We start from the raw sequence: 17,570 nt of genomic DNA, 5'->3' as shown, positions 1-17,570 counted from the left end.
GAAATGGAGTCAGATAAGAAAAAAACAGATGGTACACAAGATCACAGCCAGGAAATAGATGAACCGGTGTCCATGTATATTCTGTTTGCAAGAATGTTTTCTATTATAGCCAGGCGCGTAGAAGAGAGGCTGGGGGATGAGGGACGTGAACTCATGGCCCAATCCGTACAGGAATTTGGTGAAGGGCGGGGAAAGGATATTGCCAGAAGGGCCAGGCAGAGGGGAAATGAAAACGACCTTCAGAATTATCTTGTGAATTACGATATGGAGCGGAGCGGCCTGTTTGGCTATGAGAATACATATGGGAAAGAAGAGGTGCGCCAGGAATTTGACAGGTGCATATTTGCTGAGACCTGGATGAAGGAAGGGCAGGAACGTTATGGCCGCATTTATTGCGAAAACATAGATCCCTCCATTGCGCGCGGATATAATGAAAGGCTTGAGTGTGTGCATGATAAGATGATGTATGATGACCATAAATGTACCTTCTGTTTTAAGATGAGATGATTTAAGTATATCTGTCCTATGTACGGCATCAGGAAAAAAATAAGTAAAAACATTGACAGCTGCACCAATATCTGTTATAGTTAACTATTGTAGGAAGCGAGAGGATGAAAGGCCGCGACGTGCCTGTATTACCTCTCGTTTTTTGTGTGAAAAGGATGTTCGTTTCGTGAAGAAACGCTCTTAATATTGCGGTGCATCACATGTCATATTTCCTGAGCAGGGGTGCGGGTATGGGGCTGTATAAGGTTATACGGCGCCACACCGGGAGATATGGTTCTGGCGGTAATGTGGGGGAAATGCACAAGGCGGCCTGTCTGCTTTCCATGAGGGAGAGGGACAGAGGAAGAAAGGACATAATCAGTTATATGGAGACAGTTAAGTTTGACGAGTTACAATTAGACGAAAGAATTATCCGTGCTATTACGGAAATGGGATTTGAGGAGGCTTCACCTATCCAGGCCCAGGCCATCCCGGTAGCCATGGAGGGCCGTGACATGATTGGCCAGGCCCAGACCGGTACCGGCAAGACGGCGGCATTCGGAATCCCCCTTCTTCAGAAGGTGGACCCAAAGGTGAAAAAGCTCCAGGCCATCATACTGCTTCCCACAAGGGAGCTGGCAATCCAGGTGGCGGAGGAAATGCGCCGTCTGGCCAAGTTCATGCATGGCACAAAGGTGCTTCCCATTTACGGAGGGCAGGATATTGTAAAGCAGATACGTTCCTTAAAGGACGGCACACAGATTGTGGTGGGAACACCTGGCCGTGTGATGGACCATATGCGCCGTAAGACCGTAAAGATGGACCATGTGCACACCGTTGTGCTGGATGAAGCGGACGAGATGCTGAATATGGGATTTTTAGAGGATATGGAAACCATCTTAAGCCAGCTTCCCGAAGAGAGGCAGACCCTGATGTTTTCAGCAACCATGCCTCAGGCCATTGCGGATATTGCCAGGAAGTTCCAGGATGATCCCGTAACGGTCCGGGTCATCAAAAAGGAACTGACCGTTCCCAAAGTGACCCAGTATTATTATGAAGTAAAGCCAAAGAACAAGGTGGAGGTCATGTGCAGGCTGTTAGACATGTATGCGCCAAAGCTTTCCATTGTGTTCTGTAATACAAAGAGGCAGGTAGATGAACTGGTGCAGGCGCTTCAGGGCAGGGGATATTTTGCAGAAGGCCTTCACGGGGATTTAAAGCAGGTGCAGCGTGACCGCGTCATGGGCAGTTTCCGCAATGGACGCACCGATATCCTGGTAGCAACGGATGTGGCGGCCCGGGGTATTGACGTAGGCGACGTGGAAGCGGTATTCAACTATGATGTGCCACAGGATGACGAGTACTATGTGCACAGGATCGGCCGTACCGGAAGGGCGGGACGCGAAGGCAAGGCGTTCAGCCTGGTTGTGGGCAAGGAAGTGTATAAGCTGCGTGACATCCAGCGCTACTGTAAGACCAAGATCATTCCCCAGGCCATCCCGTCCCTGAATGATATTACGGAAATCAAGGTGGAGAAGGTACTGGACCAGGTAATGGATATACTGAACGATAATGACCTGACCAAGATGGTGAACATCATTGAGAAAAAGCTGATAGAAGAGGATTACACTTCCATGGACCTGGCTGCAGCCCTTCTCAAGATGAATATGGGCGATGACAATGAAGATGTCATTGACTGCACCATGCCGGCCCGTTCACTGGATGACCTGGACAGCTTTGGAAGAGGCATGGGCCGCGGACGCGGACGTGAGAGAGGCAGTTCCTCTGCTTACGGACGGGGCCGCAGGGGGGCAACCGACAGGGCTGCCATCGATTATGTCCTGGGCGAGGGCGATGGTCAGATGGCAAGGCTTTTCATCAACATCGGCAAGGCCCAGAGGGTCACGCCAGGAGATATCCTGGGCGCTGTTGCAGGCGAATCAGGAATCCCGGGCCGTATGGTGGGAAGCATTGACATGTATGACGGATACACATTTGTGGATGTGCCTGGACAGTATGCGGACGAAGTGCTGAAGGCCATGTCCCATGCTAAGATTAAAGGCAGGAATGTGCATGTGGAAAAAGCGAACAGTAATAGAAGATAGACCATAAGATAAAGGCGGAGCGCTGTGTGAGGTTACACAGTCTCTGCCTTATCTGCTTTTGGAAATATTAATTTTTGGAGGTCATGCAGATGAAGGAAGGTTACGCGGACAACCGCTTTGCTTCATTATATTATAAGGAGCTGGGGCAGGGAGTGCCTCTTGTGATGCTTCATGGAAATGGTGAAAGCCACCAGATATTCGGGCGGCTGGCAGAGCTTATGAGCCGGTATTACCGGGTCATCCTTATGGACAGCCGCGGGCATGGGGCTTCGAAACTGAAGGATACGGTCCGGACCCAGGAGCTTACCACTTCCGGTATGGCAGATGACGTGATGCAGGTGATGGATGTGCTCCATGTGCCAAAGGCAGTCATCCTGGGCTTTAGCGACGGCGCCAACGTGGCCCTGGAGGCAGCAAGCCGGTATCCGGATAAGGTGCTGGCCGTGGTGGCTGTCAGCGGCAATGCGCTGCCAAAGGGCATGACGGCTGTCTCCTATGCCCAGGTAAAGGCCGGTTATAAGTTCTGGCGTGTGGTGGAGAAGCTGCCCATGCCCCGGAGGGTGAAGGAACGTGCAGTATCAGGCCGTCAGTTAAATGGACTGATGGCCAACTGGCCCCATCTTACGGCAGCGGAACTGTCCCTGATCCAGGCCCCTGTACTGCTCCTTACCGGACGCCGCGACATGATACGTCCCCGCCATACCCTGTGGATGGGGGAACAGATCCCGGATGCAAAGGTGGTGTTTGTCAAGGGAGCGGACCATTTTACACTGCTGAAAAAGGAAAGGGCCTATGCAGGCCATATTGTCGGATGGCTGCGGGAAAAGGGACTGTAGGTCAGGGAACGCTTATTTCCAGTGCTTATTCCCGATGCTTATTCCCGGTCCTTATTTCCAGTTCTCACTTAAGAAGTCCACGATATCAGCTGCCTTTGGCGGACATCCGCCCAGGGTTTTTGCAAAGCAGGAGGTGCATTGGCCGATGCCGATGGCGCCTTCTTTTCCTTTATATCCCTGGCCGATGCAGATGGGCGCAAGGCCCTTCCTCAGGTATCCGCTGTCATTTAAACGGTCCAGGGCGTAAATCAGGGAACCGTAACAGGCGCTGCAGGCATCGGATGGCCTGGCGTAGGAAGCCAGGTTTTCAACCCGCCGGGTCATACGGAACTGGCCGTCCGCCTCAGACGCCTGGTTTAAGTAGACCGTGTTGGCGTGGGCAACATCCGTGCTTCCGACACCCAGGCGCTCCGCCAGGGTGATGTAAGGCACTGTTTCCACCGGATATCCCATACAGCCGCATACAAACGCATCACAGAGCACCGGGTCCTTAAAGCCCAGCACACGGTTCATCACAACCGGATTGCCGCCTTCCTCAAAATCCAGGTCCCCGCAGATATTGTCCACCAGGATGAAGCCGCCGGGGACGATGGTGTTCAGATGGGCAATGGGTTTATGAAGGCCCAGGGTGTGGAAACGGCGTTTTTCCGAATTAGGGATGATTCCTTTGTTGTTCTTGAGGGCGCAGGTAACCGTGGTCTGGCAATGGCCCTTGAGTACCGGCATGTTAATCATATAGTCTACCACAGCAGCCTTGTCGCAGAGCTTGATCTTCATTCCGGCAGCGTCATACTCCTTCCAGGTATCCTTTTGCAGGTCCTCAAAGGGAACATTGTAATGGCGGCATACCCGGTCATATCCGGCTGCCCGGAACGCCTCTCCCGTACGGTCGCCTACCCAGGAGCCTTCCATCACAGTGATATCCTTGAATCCGTGCTCCTGAAGGTATTCAATGACCCCGGCCAGGAGTTCGCTGTGGGTGGTGGCTCCGCTGGACGGGGCCTTGGCCGTGACCAGGTTGGGCTTTAATGCCACCTTCTTATCCCTGCTACCGATATCCCCGGCCACATCGGCCTGTTCCAGCACCTTCTTTGCCATATTTTTATAATCCTTGCCATGAATGATGATGATATCGTTTCTTTCCATATGTTAAGGTCCTTTCTGGTTGCGCTTGTTTTGATGTAACACAGACGTTTCTTCTCCTATTATAAATGTTACATCCCATTTTGTGAATAGGCGGAATGCGAATGTGGGGATATGCCTTGTATATGACGGACTGCATTGACTGATATACAAAAAAGGGTTATGATGGGTTGGAATGTAAATGAAGGACAGGAGTGGGCTTGATGGTTAAGACAAATGTGATGAGGCTTTTGGATGCGGCTGGGATTGCCTATGGGACAGGAACCTATGAGGTGGATGAAAACGACCTGTCGGGCAGCCATGCAGCGGACCTTTTGGGAGTGGAACATGACAGGATGTATAAAACCCTGGTGTTAAAGGGCGAGAAAAAGGGTTACCTTGTATGCTGCATCCCTGTGGATGAGGAGCTGGACCTAAAGAAGGCGGCCAGGGCAGCAGGGGAAAAGAAGGTGGAATTGATCCACGTCAGGGATATGCTGGCAGTGACCGGCTACATCAGGGGCGGCTGTTCCCCCATTGGGATGAAGAAGCATTTCCCTACTTATATAGAAGAGATGGCGCAGCTATATGATACCGTCATGGTGAGCGCGGGACAGCGGGGCGTCCAGGTCACGCTGGAACCGGAGGCGCTGAGGGCGTATGTGGAGGGGACGTTTGTTTCCCTTGTTTAGGAATGCGGATTGTATTATAATGGAAATATCTAAGACAAAATCAGGCTGTTTAACAGGAAACAGCCGATTAAAGTTAATGTAAAAAGGAGAAGGAACCTATGGACAGAAAAGAGATTTACAGCAGGGTAGACCACACATTATTGGGGCAGGACGCCACATGGAGCCAGATTAAGGAAATCTGCGACGACGCCATGGCGTATGGAACGGCCAGCGTATGCATACCGCCGTCCTATGTGAAGCGGGCAAAGGAATATATGGGGGACCGGATGGCGGTATGTACGGTCATCGGATTCCCCAATGGCTATAATACAACGGCGGTCAAGGTCTTTGAGACAAAGGATGCCATTGCCAACGGCGCGGATGAGATTGACATGGTCATCAATATCGGTGACTTAAAGGACAAGGCATATGACCGGATAAAAGAGGAGATTACCCAGCTGAAGGCTGCCTGCGGCAGCCGTATCCTGAAGGTAATCATTGAGACCTGTCTCCTTACGGACGAGGAAAAGGTCAAGATGTGCGGAATCGTCACCCAGGCAGGGGCGGATTTCATCAAGACATCCACCGGGTTTTCCAAGGCAGGGGCTACGTTTGCAGATATCAGGCTGTTCTCTGGGCATATCGGGGAATGCGTGCGCATGAAGGCTGCCGGAGGGATTAAGTCCTTTGAGGATGCGGAGGAATTCATCAACCTGGGCGCAGAACGTCTGGGAACCAGCCGGATTGTCAAGCTGGCCAAGGCGGAAAGGGGGAGCGCGGATGGACAGAAAGAAGCTGATACAGGCAGCTATTGACGGGCTGCCCAGATCCTATGCCCCTTATTCGCATTTTCATGTCTCTGCGGCCCTGCTCTGCGGGGACGGAACGGTCTTTACAGGGAATAACATTGAGAATGCGTCCTATACGCCCAGCGTATGCGCTGAACGGTGTGCATTTTTTAAGGCGGTGAGCGAGGGCAGAAGGGATTTTGCGGCCATCGCAATCTGCGGCGGGCCGGATGGGGTGATAAAGGATTACTGTACGCCCTGCGGCGTGTGCAGGCAGGTGATGAGGGAATTCTGTAATCCGTCCACCTTCCGGATCCTGGTGGCAAAAAGCGCGGAGGATTACAGGGAATATACCCTGGAACAGCTTCTGCCGGACAGCTTTGGACCGGATGACCTGGAGAAATAAGGATTGGTGCTGTGAAAGGCGGTGGATACTGTGAGGATGTATGACTTAATTGAGACCAAGAAGCGGGGCGGCGCCCTTACAAAGGATGAGATTGCCTATATGGTCAGGGGATTCGTGGATGGAGGGATTTTGGACTACCAGATGTCAGCCATGCTGATGGCAATTTATTTTCAGGGAATGAATGACCAGGAAATCACATATCTTACATTAGAGATGGCCCATTCCGGGGACATGGTGGACCTGTCTCCCATTGAGGGAATCAAGGTGGATAAGCACAGTACCGGCGGCGTGGGTGACAAGACAACGCTGGTTGCAGGTCCCATGGTGGCTTCCCTGGGCGTGAAGGTGGCCAAGATGAGCGGCCGGGGCCTGGGACACACGGGAGGGACCGTGGATAAGCTGGAGAGCATACCTGGATTTAAGACGGCCATCCCAAGGGAAGAATTCTTTGATATCGTGAACAGGAACGGCATTGCCGTGATTGGACAGTCCGGCAACATGGTGCCTGCGGATAAGAAGCTGTATGCGCTGCGGGACGTGACTGCCACGGTGGACAGCATACCGCTTATCGCGTCCTCCATCATGAGCAAGAAACTGGCTGCCGGAAGCGACAGCATCGTGCTGGATGTGAAGACGGGCAGCGGCGCATTCATGAAGACCCTGGAGGAGTCCATCAGCCTGGCGCAGAAGATGGTTTCCATCGGATGCCTGGCAGGCCGCAGGTGCTGCGCCCTGATTACCAATATGGATATCCCCCTGGGATACGCCATCGGCAATTCCCTGGAGATGACCGAGGCCATCCGCACATTAAAGGGAGAGGGACCAGAGGATTTAACCAGGGTATGCCTGGAGCTGGCGGCCAACATGCTTCATATGGCCGGCAAGGGGACCGTGGAGGAATGCCGGGGGATGGCGGAGGAATCCATCCATGACGGCAGTGCCCTTAAGTGCCTGGCTTCAATGGTAAAGGCCCAGGGCGGCGATGAAAGCTTCATATGGAAGCCGGAACAGTTTGAATCCCCATCCTGTGCATATGAGGTAAAAGCGCCGGAGGAAGGCTATATCTCCCATATGGACACAGAAGGCATCGGAATCGCCTCCGTGCTTTTGGGAGCCGGACGCAATACAAAGGAAGACGCCATTGACTATGGGGCCGGAATCATTTTAAAGAAAAAGTACGGCGAAAAGGTAATGCCCGGGGATGTCCTTGCGGTCCTTTACGCGGACAGCCAGGAGCGGATACAGGCGGGCGCGGATAAATTCCTCTCATCCTGTACCATCAGCCAGGATGCGCCGGGGCCGGAAACCCTTATATACGCAAGAGTTTCTGAATATGGGGTGGAAAGGTTTGGGTGATTGGAAAAACTTCCATAAATGTTCAGAAAAATCAGCTTGAAAAACGCTGATGTTTGGGGTATAATAACACCAAGATAAATGATGAACGTCTGTAATTACCTGGAATGTTCGACACTCTTACCAATTTTGAACCTACATTAGACACAAGGGATTCCAATATTTTTAAACGGATGTCAGGCCTCCTTTGAGTGGAAGGCAGAAGTTTAAGTGAGGTTGCCCACCTAGCATTGCTAGGCGTCAATAAGTAAGAGACGGCATTTTGGGGTTACAGATGATAAAAGCAGCGGTGCACCCGCTGCTTTCATTCGTTTTACTCCCCATGATACAGGAGCGGATATATGAATATGAAGAATAAGATGATTGCATGGGTGGCCGGTGTTGTTTCCATTGTCATCATACTGATGGTAATCATAGTGACCATGGAGCCGCCAAAGGACGGAATCACCAGGGCCCAGGCGTTTAAGGCCATGGCATTGGCGGTTGCCACCAAGGAAGAATGCGCAAGCCGGGAAAAGGAGCGGGGAAGCTCTTATTTTTCTGCCAAGGAAAAGGACAACTGGTTTGTCAAATACATGGATTACCTCTATGACGAGGGATATCTGGATGAGGAGCTGACGCCGCCCACCCTTTCTGCGGCCCAGGGATACCTTACATATCAGGAGGCGGCATTTATGGCCGGACAGGTTTCCGGCAGGCTTAAGCTGGAGGCCAGGGCCACCAAACATAATAAGGACAGGGCATTTCCGGAGGAGGAGTGGTGGAGGCTCTATGAGGGTATCAGGTCCCAGACAGACCCGGACGGGGCCGTGAAGATGGTGGACGCGGTGCTTTACGGCACGCCTTCCAACCTTCCGCAGGCCGAGAGCTGGACCGCATACACGACAGAAGGCAATTTCGGGTTCCAGGGACTTGCCCTGGACGCGTACCTGGACTGTGAGATACGGTTCCTTGCCAGGGACGGCGAGATGATTGCCATGAGGGAACTGGTGTCGGAGGATGTTGTTTACGAGAACATATGGCTGTCTGAGACAGACGGCAGGAGCTTCAAGGCGTATTTGGGAACAGCCTACCGCGAATTCCCTGTCAGCGAAAAGCTGGGCGATGTATCAGACATGGCAGGCAACCTGGCGGACCTTCACATGGAGGGCGGCAGACTCAGGAAGATTACCATGAAAAAGGAACGCATCAGCGGCAAGGTACTTTCTGTTACAGAGAATGCCATTGAGATTGAGGGATATGGCGAGATACCTGTGTCTGAGAATTTCCATGTATATAAGGTTTACGGGGATTTTAAGATATTAGGTATAAATGATATCCTGGTGGGTTATGACCTGCAGGAATTTGTGGCGGCGGACGGAAAACTGTGTGCAGCGCTGCTGGAACGGGAATTTGACGCCAAGACCATCCGTGTCCTGATCATGGACACCGGATTTAAAAACCTGTACCATCCATCGGTCAGCCTTGTACTGAATAGTCCGGCGCAGATGGAATATGAGAACTCCAAAGGCAAGACGGAGAAGGAGCGCCTGGAAGCGGGAACCGGGTTAACCATCCAGCCAGGGGATGACAGGCTTAAATACGGCCGTATCATCATAAACCCGGATAACCCGGACGGGGTCACGGTCACTTCCATTGAGCGCAGCCAGGGTACGCCGGTCTACACCGGGAAAATGGAAATCAAGGAATGCGATGAGGGACTGGTGCTGGTCAATGACCTGTATCTGGAAGATTACCTGACCAGGGTAGTGCCCAGCGAAATGCCGCCCTCCTATGAAAAGGAGGCCTTAAAGGCCCAGGCCGTATGCGCCAGGACCTATGCATACAGGCAGATCCAGGGCAATTCCTACAGCCAGTACGGCGCCCATGTGGATGACAGTACGAATTTCCAGGTATATAACAACACCCAGGCGGATGAGAAGACCACACAGGCCGTCAAGGAGACATACGGCAGGATGCTTTTCTACGAGGATAAGCCAATCGACGCCTTTTATTTCTCCACCTCCTGCGGCCGTACCGCAGACGCAGGCGTATGGGGCACGGACCCGCAGAAATACCCGTATCTCCAGGCAGTGGAGGTGAAGTCGGGAAGACAGCCCCTGGACGTAGGGGATAATGACAATTTTGATTCCTTTATAAGAAGCAGGGACGTGACAGCCTATGACTCCTCCTACGCCATGTTCCGCTGGGAGACAGATATAAGCAGCGATATGGTATCGGCCCAGATAAATGGGGCCGGAGCAGTCACGGACATGACCATCACGGGGCGGGGGGCAGGCGGTATTGCCAGCGAACTGAGCGTGTCGGGAAGCGGCGGGACAGTGACTGTCAAGGGACAGGGCGCCATCCGTTCCGCCCTGGGGAATCCGGGCATTGTCATTACCAAACAGGACGGCAAGACAATGGAAGGAAGCGCGACCCTTCCCAGCGCCTTCATTTCCATAGAAAAAAGGACAGGAGAGGATGGAAAGCCATCCTTCCACATCTATGGAGGCGGATTCGGCCACGGCGTGGGCATGAGCCAGAACGGCGCCCAGGGAATGGCCAAGGAAGGAAAGGACTATGAATCCATCCTGAAGTTCTTTTACAGTGGGACGGAACTCCGGGAAATTGGCGGATAGGACCTGGATAGGAATGCAGTCCTGATATGAAACGGGGCGGATGACAGCGGATGGGCTATTCCATATGGCCCTGTCCGCTGCCATCCGCCCCGTTTTTTAAAGGACGCAGCACTTAGAATTCAATCATCACGTTATATCTTATTGTCTATCCCTGGACCAGGAATACCTCGGCGTTCTGCATTCCATGCTGTCTTGTCTCAGCGTGTGTATTGAAGAAAATATCGATGTGGTTGCCTTTCACAGCGCCCCCGCGGTCCTCAGCCGTATAGACAACACCGTTAATCATGACCTTTGAGCCGTAAGGGATGACCCTTGGGTCTACTGCGATGGTGTGTCCGGCAGTGGCAACGGCGCCGGTACATGTATGGCGTCCCCAGCCCTCGGAACAGGCGCGGCAGGGACAGTAGCCGGTGGTTTTAAAGACCCCAAGGGGTATCAGCCCCTGTCCGTCAGCAGCGCTTCCTGTCTGGGCATCCCCGCTGCCGTTGGTGTATGTCCTGGGATTGGGGAAGCTTCGGCCCCCCACGGTTCCCTCTACCAGGTATATGCCGTCCGGATAAGCGCTCCAGTCCACATTGATGGTGAAGCCGTGGCATCCATTGCCCCGGTTTTCCTTATAAAGCGCTTCCCTGTATTCCCCGGCGGATATGCGCTGGGAAAATACTTCCTCACCTGTATTTTTATTCTTGATGGTTATCATTACGTTTAACGCGTCATCAGGGGAATCGCTGTCGTATGCCCAGCCGCTGATGGTGGTGCTGTCAACTGTCTCAAAACGTCCTTTGGATACAGCTGCAAATGCCGTGACGGCAGAAGCTGCAAGTAAGCTGATGGTAAGAATGGTTCCGGTTAATAAGTGTCTGAATTTCATTTATTTGTTACCTCCTATTGCTCATTTAATATTCAAAATAGTTTCTTAACATATTAATAAATTATATGTAATACTTTTGTAATATATGAGCAATAAACAAGGTTTTATCATAATTTTCCTGTATTGTCAAGGAAATATATGGAAATAAAGGAAATTTCATGGATATGTAACCGGAAAATCCTGTGCCCAGGGCAAAAAAGAAAAGCCGCCAGCCTTTGATGCTGGTGGCTTTCAAAATGTCCGTATGTAGCGGGAAAATCAGTCTTCCATTAAAAATACTTCTGCGGTATAGGTACCTTTGGCAAGCGCTTCCTCGTGGCTGCCGTAAAAAATATCAAGAATGTTACCCTTGACAGAAGAACCCTTATCCTCAACCGTATAGACGGTTCCGTCAATCTTCAGCCTGGTGCCGAGCGGAAATTGGTCCAAATCCGCGGAAATGGTGTGGTTAGGCGTGGGAACCGTGCCGGAATAGGTAAGCCCGTGTCCGCCCGAACACTTATCGCATCCGCAGTAACCGGTGATGGTGAACCTGCCAAGGGAGGTTTCCGTGGAAACAGGCGGTTCTTCCTTCTTCCTGGCACCGGGACCCGCGTCCACGTATTCTTCTTCTGAACCGCGGCTGGTCCTGTCCTTATGGGAGGTCCTGGTCCCTGCGGTATCCTGCGCAGAACCATGTTCCGTGTCCCTGTCCGGGAATCCGTTCTCAACAACTGTCACGTCCTTGCCCACTGACGCAGACGTGGTCCCATCTTTGCCGGCAGCCTCATCCTTCATTACCGCCACATCCGTATGGGATGTTTCTTCTGCATAAGCTGGCAAGGAAGCTGCCAGGCATAAGACGGCAGCAGCCGCGGCCAGGACGGTTTTTCTTATGGTATTGTGCATATATTTACCTCGCAATATTAACAGATTGTTCTGGTTCCATATGACTATATTATATGTATATTTCATTATATTACAAAACTATTAATTGTCAAGCTGAAATCATTAAACAAGTGTTACATATTCATAAAAAGTGGGGAATATTTTACATATTTTTGCAAGAAAATTGTTAAAAGTGGGAGATAAAATCAAATATATAGGTATTTTTCAGGAGGGGGACTACATCATCTATGTCCTGTGAAACTGGAAAAATAAATTATAATAAAAGAATTTGGATTTATCTCTTGACAAATTCACTCAGAAGGAATATATTATGGAATGTAGATGTTAGCACTCCTCGAAACCGAGTGCTAATAATTCGGAAAGGAAGGTGGACAGATGCCGGTGGATACGTTCCTGGATGACAGGAAGATGACCATATTAAAGGCGATTATCAAAACGTATCTGGAAACAGGGGAACCCGTGGGTTCCAGGACCATTTCCAAGTATTCGGATTTAAAACTCAGTTCTGCCACCATCCGCAACGAGATGTCGGATCTGGAAGAGATGGGTTATATCATACAGCCCCATACATCTGCGGGCCGTATTCCTTCTGATAAGGGATACCGGTTTTACGTGGACCAGATCATGTTGGAGAAGGACAGCGAGGTAACGGAGCTTAAGGAGATGATGGTCCAGAAGGTTGATAAACTGGAACTGGTCCTCAAGAAGATGGCCCAGGTACTTGCCTCCAACACCAACTACGCAGCCATGATAAGCGGCCCAAGTTACCACAAGACCAAGCTTAAGTTCATCCAGCTATCCAAGGTGGAGAAGAATAAAATGCTGGTGGTAGTGGTGGTGGAAGGAAACATCATCAAGAATACCATGGTGGATGTGTCCGATGAGCTGACCGATGATGAGCTGCTGAACCTGAACATCCTGTTGAACAGCAGTCTGAACGGACTGACCATTGAAGAGATTAATCTGGATATCATCAGTAAGCTGAAGGTTGACGCGGGCATCCACAGCCAGGTAGTGGACCTGGTGCTTAATGAGGTGGCGGAAGCCATCCGGGCAGGCGGGGAAGACCTGCAGATATATACCAGCGGAGCAACCAACATTTTCAAGTATCCCGAACTGACGGAAGGTGAGAGGGCCAGCCAGCTAATCGGTACATTGGAACATCAGGAAGTGCTGCAGGAGTTTGTGTCTGAAGTCAATGCAGGCGTGGAAGGCGATGCGGGCATACAGGTTTACATTGGCGATGAAAGCCCGGTACAGTCCATGAAGGACTGCAGCGTGGTGACTGCCAATTATGACCTGGGCGGAGGCCTTAGGGGAACCATCGGAATCATCGGCCCCAAGCGCATGGATTACGAGAAGGTGTTAGGCACCCTGCGTACCCTTATGAATCAGCTGGATACGGCATTTAAAAAAGATGAAAGGTGATAAGCTGTGAGTGAAGATATGAAGGACGAAGAGTTAAAAAAAGAAGCAGGAGCCAAAGAAGCAGGGCAGGAAGAAGTGATGGCTGGGAACGGGCAGGCGGCCCCTGAGGACGCAGAGGATGCGGTCCGGCAGGAAGAAGGAACTTTGGAGGAGGCTTCAGAGGATACTGAAGAGGCTGCTTCTGCCAAGGAAGAAAAAAAGAGCTTTTTCAAAAAGAAGAAGGACCCAAGGGATGAGAAAATAGAGGAGCTTACGGACCGGGTAAAACGCCAGATGGCGGAATTTGAGAATTTCCGCAAGAGAAGCGAAAAGGAAAAGTCCACCATGTACGAGATGGGGGCCAGGGATATCATTGAACGTATGCTTCCCGTGATTGACAATTTTGAGAGAGGTTTAGCTACCGTACCCGAGGATGAAAAGGGCAGCCCCATTGCCGAGGGTATGGAGAAGATATATAAGCAGTTCCAGAAGACGCTGGAGGAAGCAGGCGTGAAGGCGATTGAAGCCGTGGGCCAGGAGTTTGACCCCAACTTCCACAATGCGGTGATGCATGTGGATGATGACAGCCTGGGCGAGAACATTGTGGCAGAGGAATTACAGAAGGGCTACATGTACAGGGAAAGCGTTGTAAGGCACAGCATGGTAAAAGTTGCTAACTAAGGCATTAGGCACCTGACCGGGTTTACGGACTTTGTTGGGTGGAACATATAATACATGAATAAACCAAATAATCAGGAGGAAAAAACTATGAGCAAGATTATCGGTATTGATTTAGGTACGACAAATAGCTGTGTTGCTGTTATGGAAGGCGGAAAGCCAACCGTTATCGCCAATGCAGAAGGCGTAAGGACCACACCATCTGTTGTGGCTTTTACAAAGACAGGAGAGAGGCTGATCGGTGAGCCGGCAAAGCGTCAGGCAGTTACCAATGCTGACAAGACCATCTCATCCATCAAGCGTCACATGGGAACAGACTACAGGGTAGATATTGACAGCAAGAAGTACACCCCGCAGGAAATCTCCGCCATGATCCTCCAGAAGCTGAAAGCCGATGCTGAGAGCTACCTGGGCGAGTCCGTAACCGAGGCTGTCATCACGGTTCCTGCATATTTCAATGATGCACAGCGTCAGGCAACCAAGGACGCAGGTAAGATTGCGGGCCTGGATGTAAAGCGTATCATCAACGAGCCGACAGCCGCTGCACTGGCTTATGGACTGGACAATGAAAAAGAGCAGAAAATCATGGTATACGACCTGGGCGGCGGTACATTTGATGTTTCCATCATTGAAATCGGCGACGGTGTAATTGAAGTTCTGTCCACCAACGGCGATACACGTCTGGGCGGCGATGATTTTGATAATGCAATTACCAACTGGATGATTGCTGAGTTCAAGAAAGCAGAGGGCGTGGACCTTTCTAACGACAAGATGGCCCTCCAGAGATTAAAAGAAGCGGCTGAGAAGGCAAAGAAGGAGCTGTCCACAGCTACCACCACCAACATCAACCTGCCATTCATCACAGCAACCTCAGAAGGACCGAAGCATCTGGATATGAACCTGACCAGGGCTAAATTCGATGAACTGACACATGACCTCATTGAGCGCACCGCAATCCCGGTACAGAACGCGCTGAAGGATGCAGGCATCACTGCTTCCGAACTGGGCAAGGTACTTCTGGTGGGCGGTTCCACACGTATGATTGCGGCACAGGAAAAGGTGAAACAGCTCACCGGCAAGGAGCCAAGCAAATCCCTTAACCCGGATGAATGTGTGGCTATCGGCGCAGCCATCCAGGGCGGCAAGCTGGCAGGAGACGCTGGCGCAGGGGATATCCTTCTTCTGGACGTAACCCCGCTTTCCCTGTCCATCGAGACCATGGGCGGCGTGGCAACCAGGCTGATTGAGCGCAACACCACAATCCCGACTAAGAAGAGCCAGATTTTCTCAACTGCCGCTGACAACCAGACCGCAGTGGATATCCATGTGGTACAGGGCGAGCGTCAGTTCGCAAGGGATAACAAGACCCTTGGACAGTTCCGTCTGGATGGGATTCCGCCAGCAAGAAGAGGTGTTCCCCAGATTGAGGTTACCTTTGACATTGATGCCAATGGTATTGTAAATGTATCCGCAAAGGATCTTGGAACAGGAAAAGAACAGCACATCACCATCACTTCCGGTTCCAACATGTCTGACGATGATATCGATAAGGCAGTAAAGGAAGCAGCTGAGTACGAGGCGCAGGATAAGAAGCGCAAGGATGCCATTGATGCAAGAAATGACGCTGATTCCATGGTATTCCAGACCGAGAAGGCTTTGGAAGAAGTGGGCGATAAGATTTCACCTAACGATAAGGCCGAGGTTGAGGCAGACCTTAACTCCCTGAAGGAAGCAATCAACCGCGCTCCTGTTGAAGAGATGACTGACGCCCAGGTTGAGGACATCAAGTCAGGCAAGGAGAAACTGATGAACAGCGCACAGAAGCTGTTTGCAAAGGTATATGAGCAGGCACAGGCAGCCGGCGCAGCTGGCGCAGGTCCTGACATGGGCGGCGCAGCAGGCGCTTCCTCCGCACCGAACGATGATGTGGTAGACGCTGATTTCAAGGAAGTATAATGCAAGATGAACGAAAATGGGGATTAGGGGCCGGTATTCCGGCTTCTAACCCCTTTATGCAGATAAAGAGTGTTAAGAGGTAAACAACATGGCAGAGAGTAAGAGAGATTACTATGAAGTTCTGGGCGTTCCCAAGGATGCAGACGATGATGCATTGAAAAAAGCATACAGGAAACTTGCCAAGAAATACCATCCGGATGCCAATCCAGGCGATAAGGAGGCAGAGGCCAGGTTCAAAGAAGCTTCAGAGGCGTACAGTGTGTTAAGCGACCCTCAGAAACGTCAGCAGTACGACCAGTTCGGCCATGCTGCATTTGACCAGGGCGGCGGCGGGGCCGGTGGCTTCGGCGGCTTTGGCGGTTTCGATTTTGGCGGGGATATGGGTGATATCTTCGGTGATATTTTTGGCGATATCTTTGGCGGCGGCCGGTCTTCCAGGGCGAGGAGCGGTCCCATGCGCGGCGCCAATATAAAGACTTCCATCAGGATAACATTTGAGGAAGCTGTTTTTGGATGTGAAAAAGAGATTGAGATTAATTTTAAAGAGACATGTGCAAGCTGCCACGGTACAGGAGCCAAGGCAGGCACTTCACCCCAGACCTGCGGCAAGTGTAACGGCAAAGGTAAGATCATGTACACCCAGCAGTCCTTCTTTGGCCAGGTCCAGAATGTGCAGACATGTCCTGACTGTAACGGCACGGGCCAGATCATCAAGGAGAAGTGTCCGGACTGTTATGGCACAGGCTATAAGACCGTGCGCAAGAAATTCAAGGTATCCATACCGGGCGGCATTGATAACGGCCAGTGCGTGCGTCTTGCAGGCGGCGGCGAGCCTGGGACCGGCGGCGGCGAGCGCGGCGACCTTCTGGTGGAGGCAGTGGTGTCACAGCACCCGATTTTTAAGCGCCAGGATACCAGCATCTATTCCACGGTGCCCATTTCCTTTGCCCGGGCAGCCCTTGGCGGTCCAATCCGCATCAAGACCGTGGACGGCGAGGTGGAGTACGAAGTGAAGCCAGGCACCCAGACAGACACCAAGGTCCGCTTAAAGGGCAAGGGTGTTCCTTCCCTGCGCAGCCGTAATGTGCGCGGCGACCACTATGTGACCCTGGTTGTCCAGGTTCCGGAGCGCATGAACCAGGCGCAGAAGGAAGCATTAAGGCGTTTTGATGACGCCATGAACGGCATTACCCCGCCGGAAGAGGAAAAGCCCAAGAAAAAGGGGATATTCAAGTAAGGCACAGGAACCAAAAGAACATTGGAATATCAGTCAGGCCCGGCCAGTTGAACCGGGCCTGTGTTCATGCAGGCAGAGGCACCCTGGAAAAAGACAGGACTGACTGCCTGTTTTAAAGAAGTGTCTGGGTAAATATTAAGAAAAT

At 51.6% G+C, this 17,570-nt stretch carries 15 protein-coding genes and 1 other RNA gene; 13 read left to right on the top strand and 3 right to left on the bottom strand.

Going from position 1 to position 17,570, the window contains the following annotated elements; translation table 11 throughout:
• The first annotated feature begins 3 nt into the window (after positions 1–3).
• From LK536_RS40270 to LK536_RS40260, 3 genes are all read left to right on the top strand, one after another.
• Positions 4–507, top strand: coding sequence for an L-2-amino-thiazoline-4-carboxylic acid hydrolase (locus tag LK536_RS40270; RefSeq protein WP_227796006.1), 504 nt, complete (start codon positions 4–6; stop codon positions 505–507).
• A 365-nt stretch (positions 508–872) separates the two neighbouring features.
• Entirely contained in the window at positions 873–2,591 is a 1,719-nt protein-coding gene (locus LK536_RS40265; RefSeq protein WP_025487004.1) for a DEAD/DEAH box helicase, read from the top strand.
• 89 nt (positions 2,592–2,680) lie between these two features.
• Entirely contained in the window at positions 2,681–3,427 is a 747-nt protein-coding gene (locus tag LK536_RS40260) for an alpha/beta fold hydrolase (RefSeq protein ID WP_227796007.1), read from the top strand.
• Positions 3,428–3,478: 51 nt separating this feature from the next.
• On the opposite strand, the gene LK536_RS40255 is transcribed toward LK536_RS40260, so the two are convergent.
• Positions 3,479–4,573, bottom strand: coding sequence for a DUF362 domain-containing protein (locus LK536_RS40255; RefSeq protein ID WP_227796008.1), 1,095 nt, complete (start codon positions 4,571–4,573; stop codon positions 3,479–3,481).
• 200 nt (positions 4,574–4,773) lie between these two features.
• On the opposite strand from LK536_RS40255, the gene ybaK reads away from it, so the two are divergent.
• The 6 genes from ybaK (at position 4,774) to LK536_RS40225 (ending at position 10,388) form a co-directional block, all read left to right on the top strand.
• A complete protein-coding gene (gene ybaK, locus LK536_RS40250; protein ID WP_040379488.1) occupies positions 4,774–5,241 on the top strand; it encodes a Cys-tRNA(Pro) deacylase in 468 nt (155 codons plus the stop codon).
• A gap of 98 nt (positions 5,242–5,339) precedes the next feature.
• Complete coding sequence (deoC, locus tag LK536_RS40245) at positions 5,340–6,035, top strand: deoxyribose-phosphate aldolase (protein WP_227796009.1); 696 nt, start codon at positions 5,340–5,342, stop codon at positions 6,033–6,035.
• Positions 6,001–6,414 carry a cytidine deaminase gene (cdd, locus tag LK536_RS40240; protein ID WP_008716771.1) on the top strand — a complete coding sequence of 138 codons (414 nt, stop codon included), beginning with the start codon at positions 6,001–6,003 and terminating at the stop codon, positions 6,412–6,414. The genes deoC and cdd overlap by 35 nt, the downstream gene beginning before the upstream one ends.
• Before the next feature lie 30 nt (positions 6,415–6,444).
• A complete protein-coding gene (locus LK536_RS40235; RefSeq protein ID WP_227796010.1) occupies positions 6,445–7,770 on the top strand; it encodes a pyrimidine-nucleoside phosphorylase in 1,326 nt (441 codons plus the stop codon).
• Positions 7,771–7,863: 93 nt separating this feature from the next.
• Positions 7,864–8,040, top strand: a non-coding RNA gene (gene ssrS / locus LK536_RS40230) — 6S RNA.
• Between the two features lie 68 nt (positions 8,041–8,108).
• A complete protein-coding gene (locus LK536_RS40225; RefSeq protein ID WP_331472174.1) occupies positions 8,109–10,388 on the top strand; it encodes a SpoIID/LytB domain-containing protein in 2,280 nt (759 codons plus the stop codon).
• Positions 10,389–10,533: 145 nt separating this feature from the next.
• On the opposite strand, the gene LK536_RS40220 is transcribed toward LK536_RS40225, so the two are convergent.
• Positions 10,534–11,259, bottom strand: a complete 726-nt coding sequence (locus LK536_RS40220; protein ID WP_008716765.1) for a 3D domain-containing protein — start codon at positions 11,257–11,259, stop codon at positions 10,534–10,536.
• Between the two features lie 258 nt (positions 11,260–11,517).
• Positions 11,518–12,147, bottom strand: a complete 630-nt coding sequence (locus tag LK536_RS40215) for a 3D domain-containing protein (protein ID WP_025487009.1) — start codon at positions 12,145–12,147, stop codon at positions 11,518–11,520.
• Positions 12,148–12,522: 375 nt separating this feature from the next.
• Between LK536_RS40215 and hrcA the strand changes: the two genes are divergently transcribed.
• The 4 genes from hrcA (at position 12,523) to dnaJ (ending at position 17,425) form a co-directional block, all read left to right on the top strand.
• The gene (gene hrcA / locus LK536_RS40210; RefSeq protein ID WP_008716760.1) at positions 12,523–13,575 is read left to right on the top strand and encodes a heat-inducible transcriptional repressor HrcA; all 1,053 of its coding nucleotides are present in this window, start codon (positions 12,523–12,525) and stop codon (positions 13,573–13,575) included.
• A 78-nt stretch (positions 13,576–13,653) separates the two neighbouring features.
• Complete coding sequence (gene grpE, locus LK536_RS40205) at positions 13,654–14,235, top strand: nucleotide exchange factor GrpE (RefSeq protein WP_474912779.1); 582 nt, start codon at positions 13,654–13,656, stop codon at positions 14,233–14,235.
• A gap of 87 nt (positions 14,236–14,322) precedes the next feature.
• Positions 14,323–16,188, top strand: a complete 1,866-nt coding sequence (gene dnaK / locus LK536_RS40200) for a molecular chaperone DnaK (RefSeq protein ID WP_008716757.1) — start codon at positions 14,323–14,325, stop codon at positions 16,186–16,188.
• An 88-nt stretch (positions 16,189–16,276) separates the two neighbouring features.
• Positions 16,277–17,425 carry a molecular chaperone DnaJ gene (dnaJ, locus tag LK536_RS40195; RefSeq protein WP_025487012.1) on the top strand — a complete coding sequence of 383 codons (1,149 nt, stop codon included), beginning with the start codon at positions 16,277–16,279 and terminating at the stop codon, positions 17,423–17,425.
• The last annotated feature ends 145 nt before the right edge of the window (positions 17,426–17,570 follow it).

Origin of the sequence: Clostridium pacaense, assembly GCF_020709765.2 — a bacterium.
GTDB classification, from domain to species: Bacteria; Bacillota; Clostridia; order Lachnospirales; family Lachnospiraceae; genus Enterocloster; species Enterocloster hominis.
This window is presented reverse-complemented; position numbering and strand designations above follow the sequence as displayed.

Excerpts from the sequence above, each read along its gene's own strand:
- LK536_RS40270 (WP_227796006.1), top strand. The coding sequence starts at position 4 with ATGGAGTCAGATAAGAAAAAAACAGATGGTACACAAGATCACAGCCAG.
- LK536_RS40265 (WP_025487004.1), top strand. The coding sequence starts at position 873 with ATGGAGACAGTTAAGTTTGACGAGTTACAATTAGACGAAAGAATTATC.
- LK536_RS40260 (WP_227796007.1), top strand. The coding sequence starts at position 2,681 with ATGAAGGAAGGTTACGCGGACAACCGCTTTGCTTCATTATATTATAAG.
- LK536_RS40255 (WP_227796008.1), bottom strand. The coding sequence starts at position 4,573 with ATGGAAAGAAACGATATCATCATCATTCATGGCAAGGATTATAAAAAT.
- ybaK (WP_040379488.1), top strand. The coding sequence starts at position 4,774 with ATGGTTAAGACAAATGTGATGAGGCTTTTGGATGCGGCTGGGATTGCC.
- deoC (WP_227796009.1), top strand. The coding sequence starts at position 5,340 with ATGGACAGAAAAGAGATTTACAGCAGGGTAGACCACACATTATTGGGG.
- cdd (WP_008716771.1), top strand. The coding sequence starts at position 6,001 with ATGGACAGAAAGAAGCTGATACAGGCAGCTATTGACGGGCTGCCCAGA.
- LK536_RS40225 (WP_331472174.1), top strand. The coding sequence starts at position 8,109 with ATGAATATGAAGAATAAGATGATTGCATGGGTGGCCGGTGTTGTTTCC.
- LK536_RS40220 (WP_008716765.1), bottom strand. The coding sequence starts at position 11,259 with ATGAAATTCAGACACTTATTAACCGGAACCATTCTTACCATCAGCTTA.
- LK536_RS40215 (WP_025487009.1), bottom strand. The coding sequence starts at position 12,147 with ATGCACAATACCATAAGAAAAACCGTCCTGGCCGCGGCTGCTGCCGTC.
- hrcA (WP_008716760.1), top strand. The coding sequence starts at position 12,523 with ATGCCGGTGGATACGTTCCTGGATGACAGGAAGATGACCATATTAAAG.
- grpE (WP_474912779.1), top strand. The coding sequence starts at position 13,654 with ATGGCTGGGAACGGGCAGGCGGCCCCTGAGGACGCAGAGGATGCGGTC.
- dnaK (WP_008716757.1), top strand. The coding sequence starts at position 14,323 with ATGAGCAAGATTATCGGTATTGATTTAGGTACGACAAATAGCTGTGTT.
- dnaJ (WP_025487012.1), top strand. The coding sequence starts at position 16,277 with ATGGCAGAGAGTAAGAGAGATTACTATGAAGTTCTGGGCGTTCCCAAG.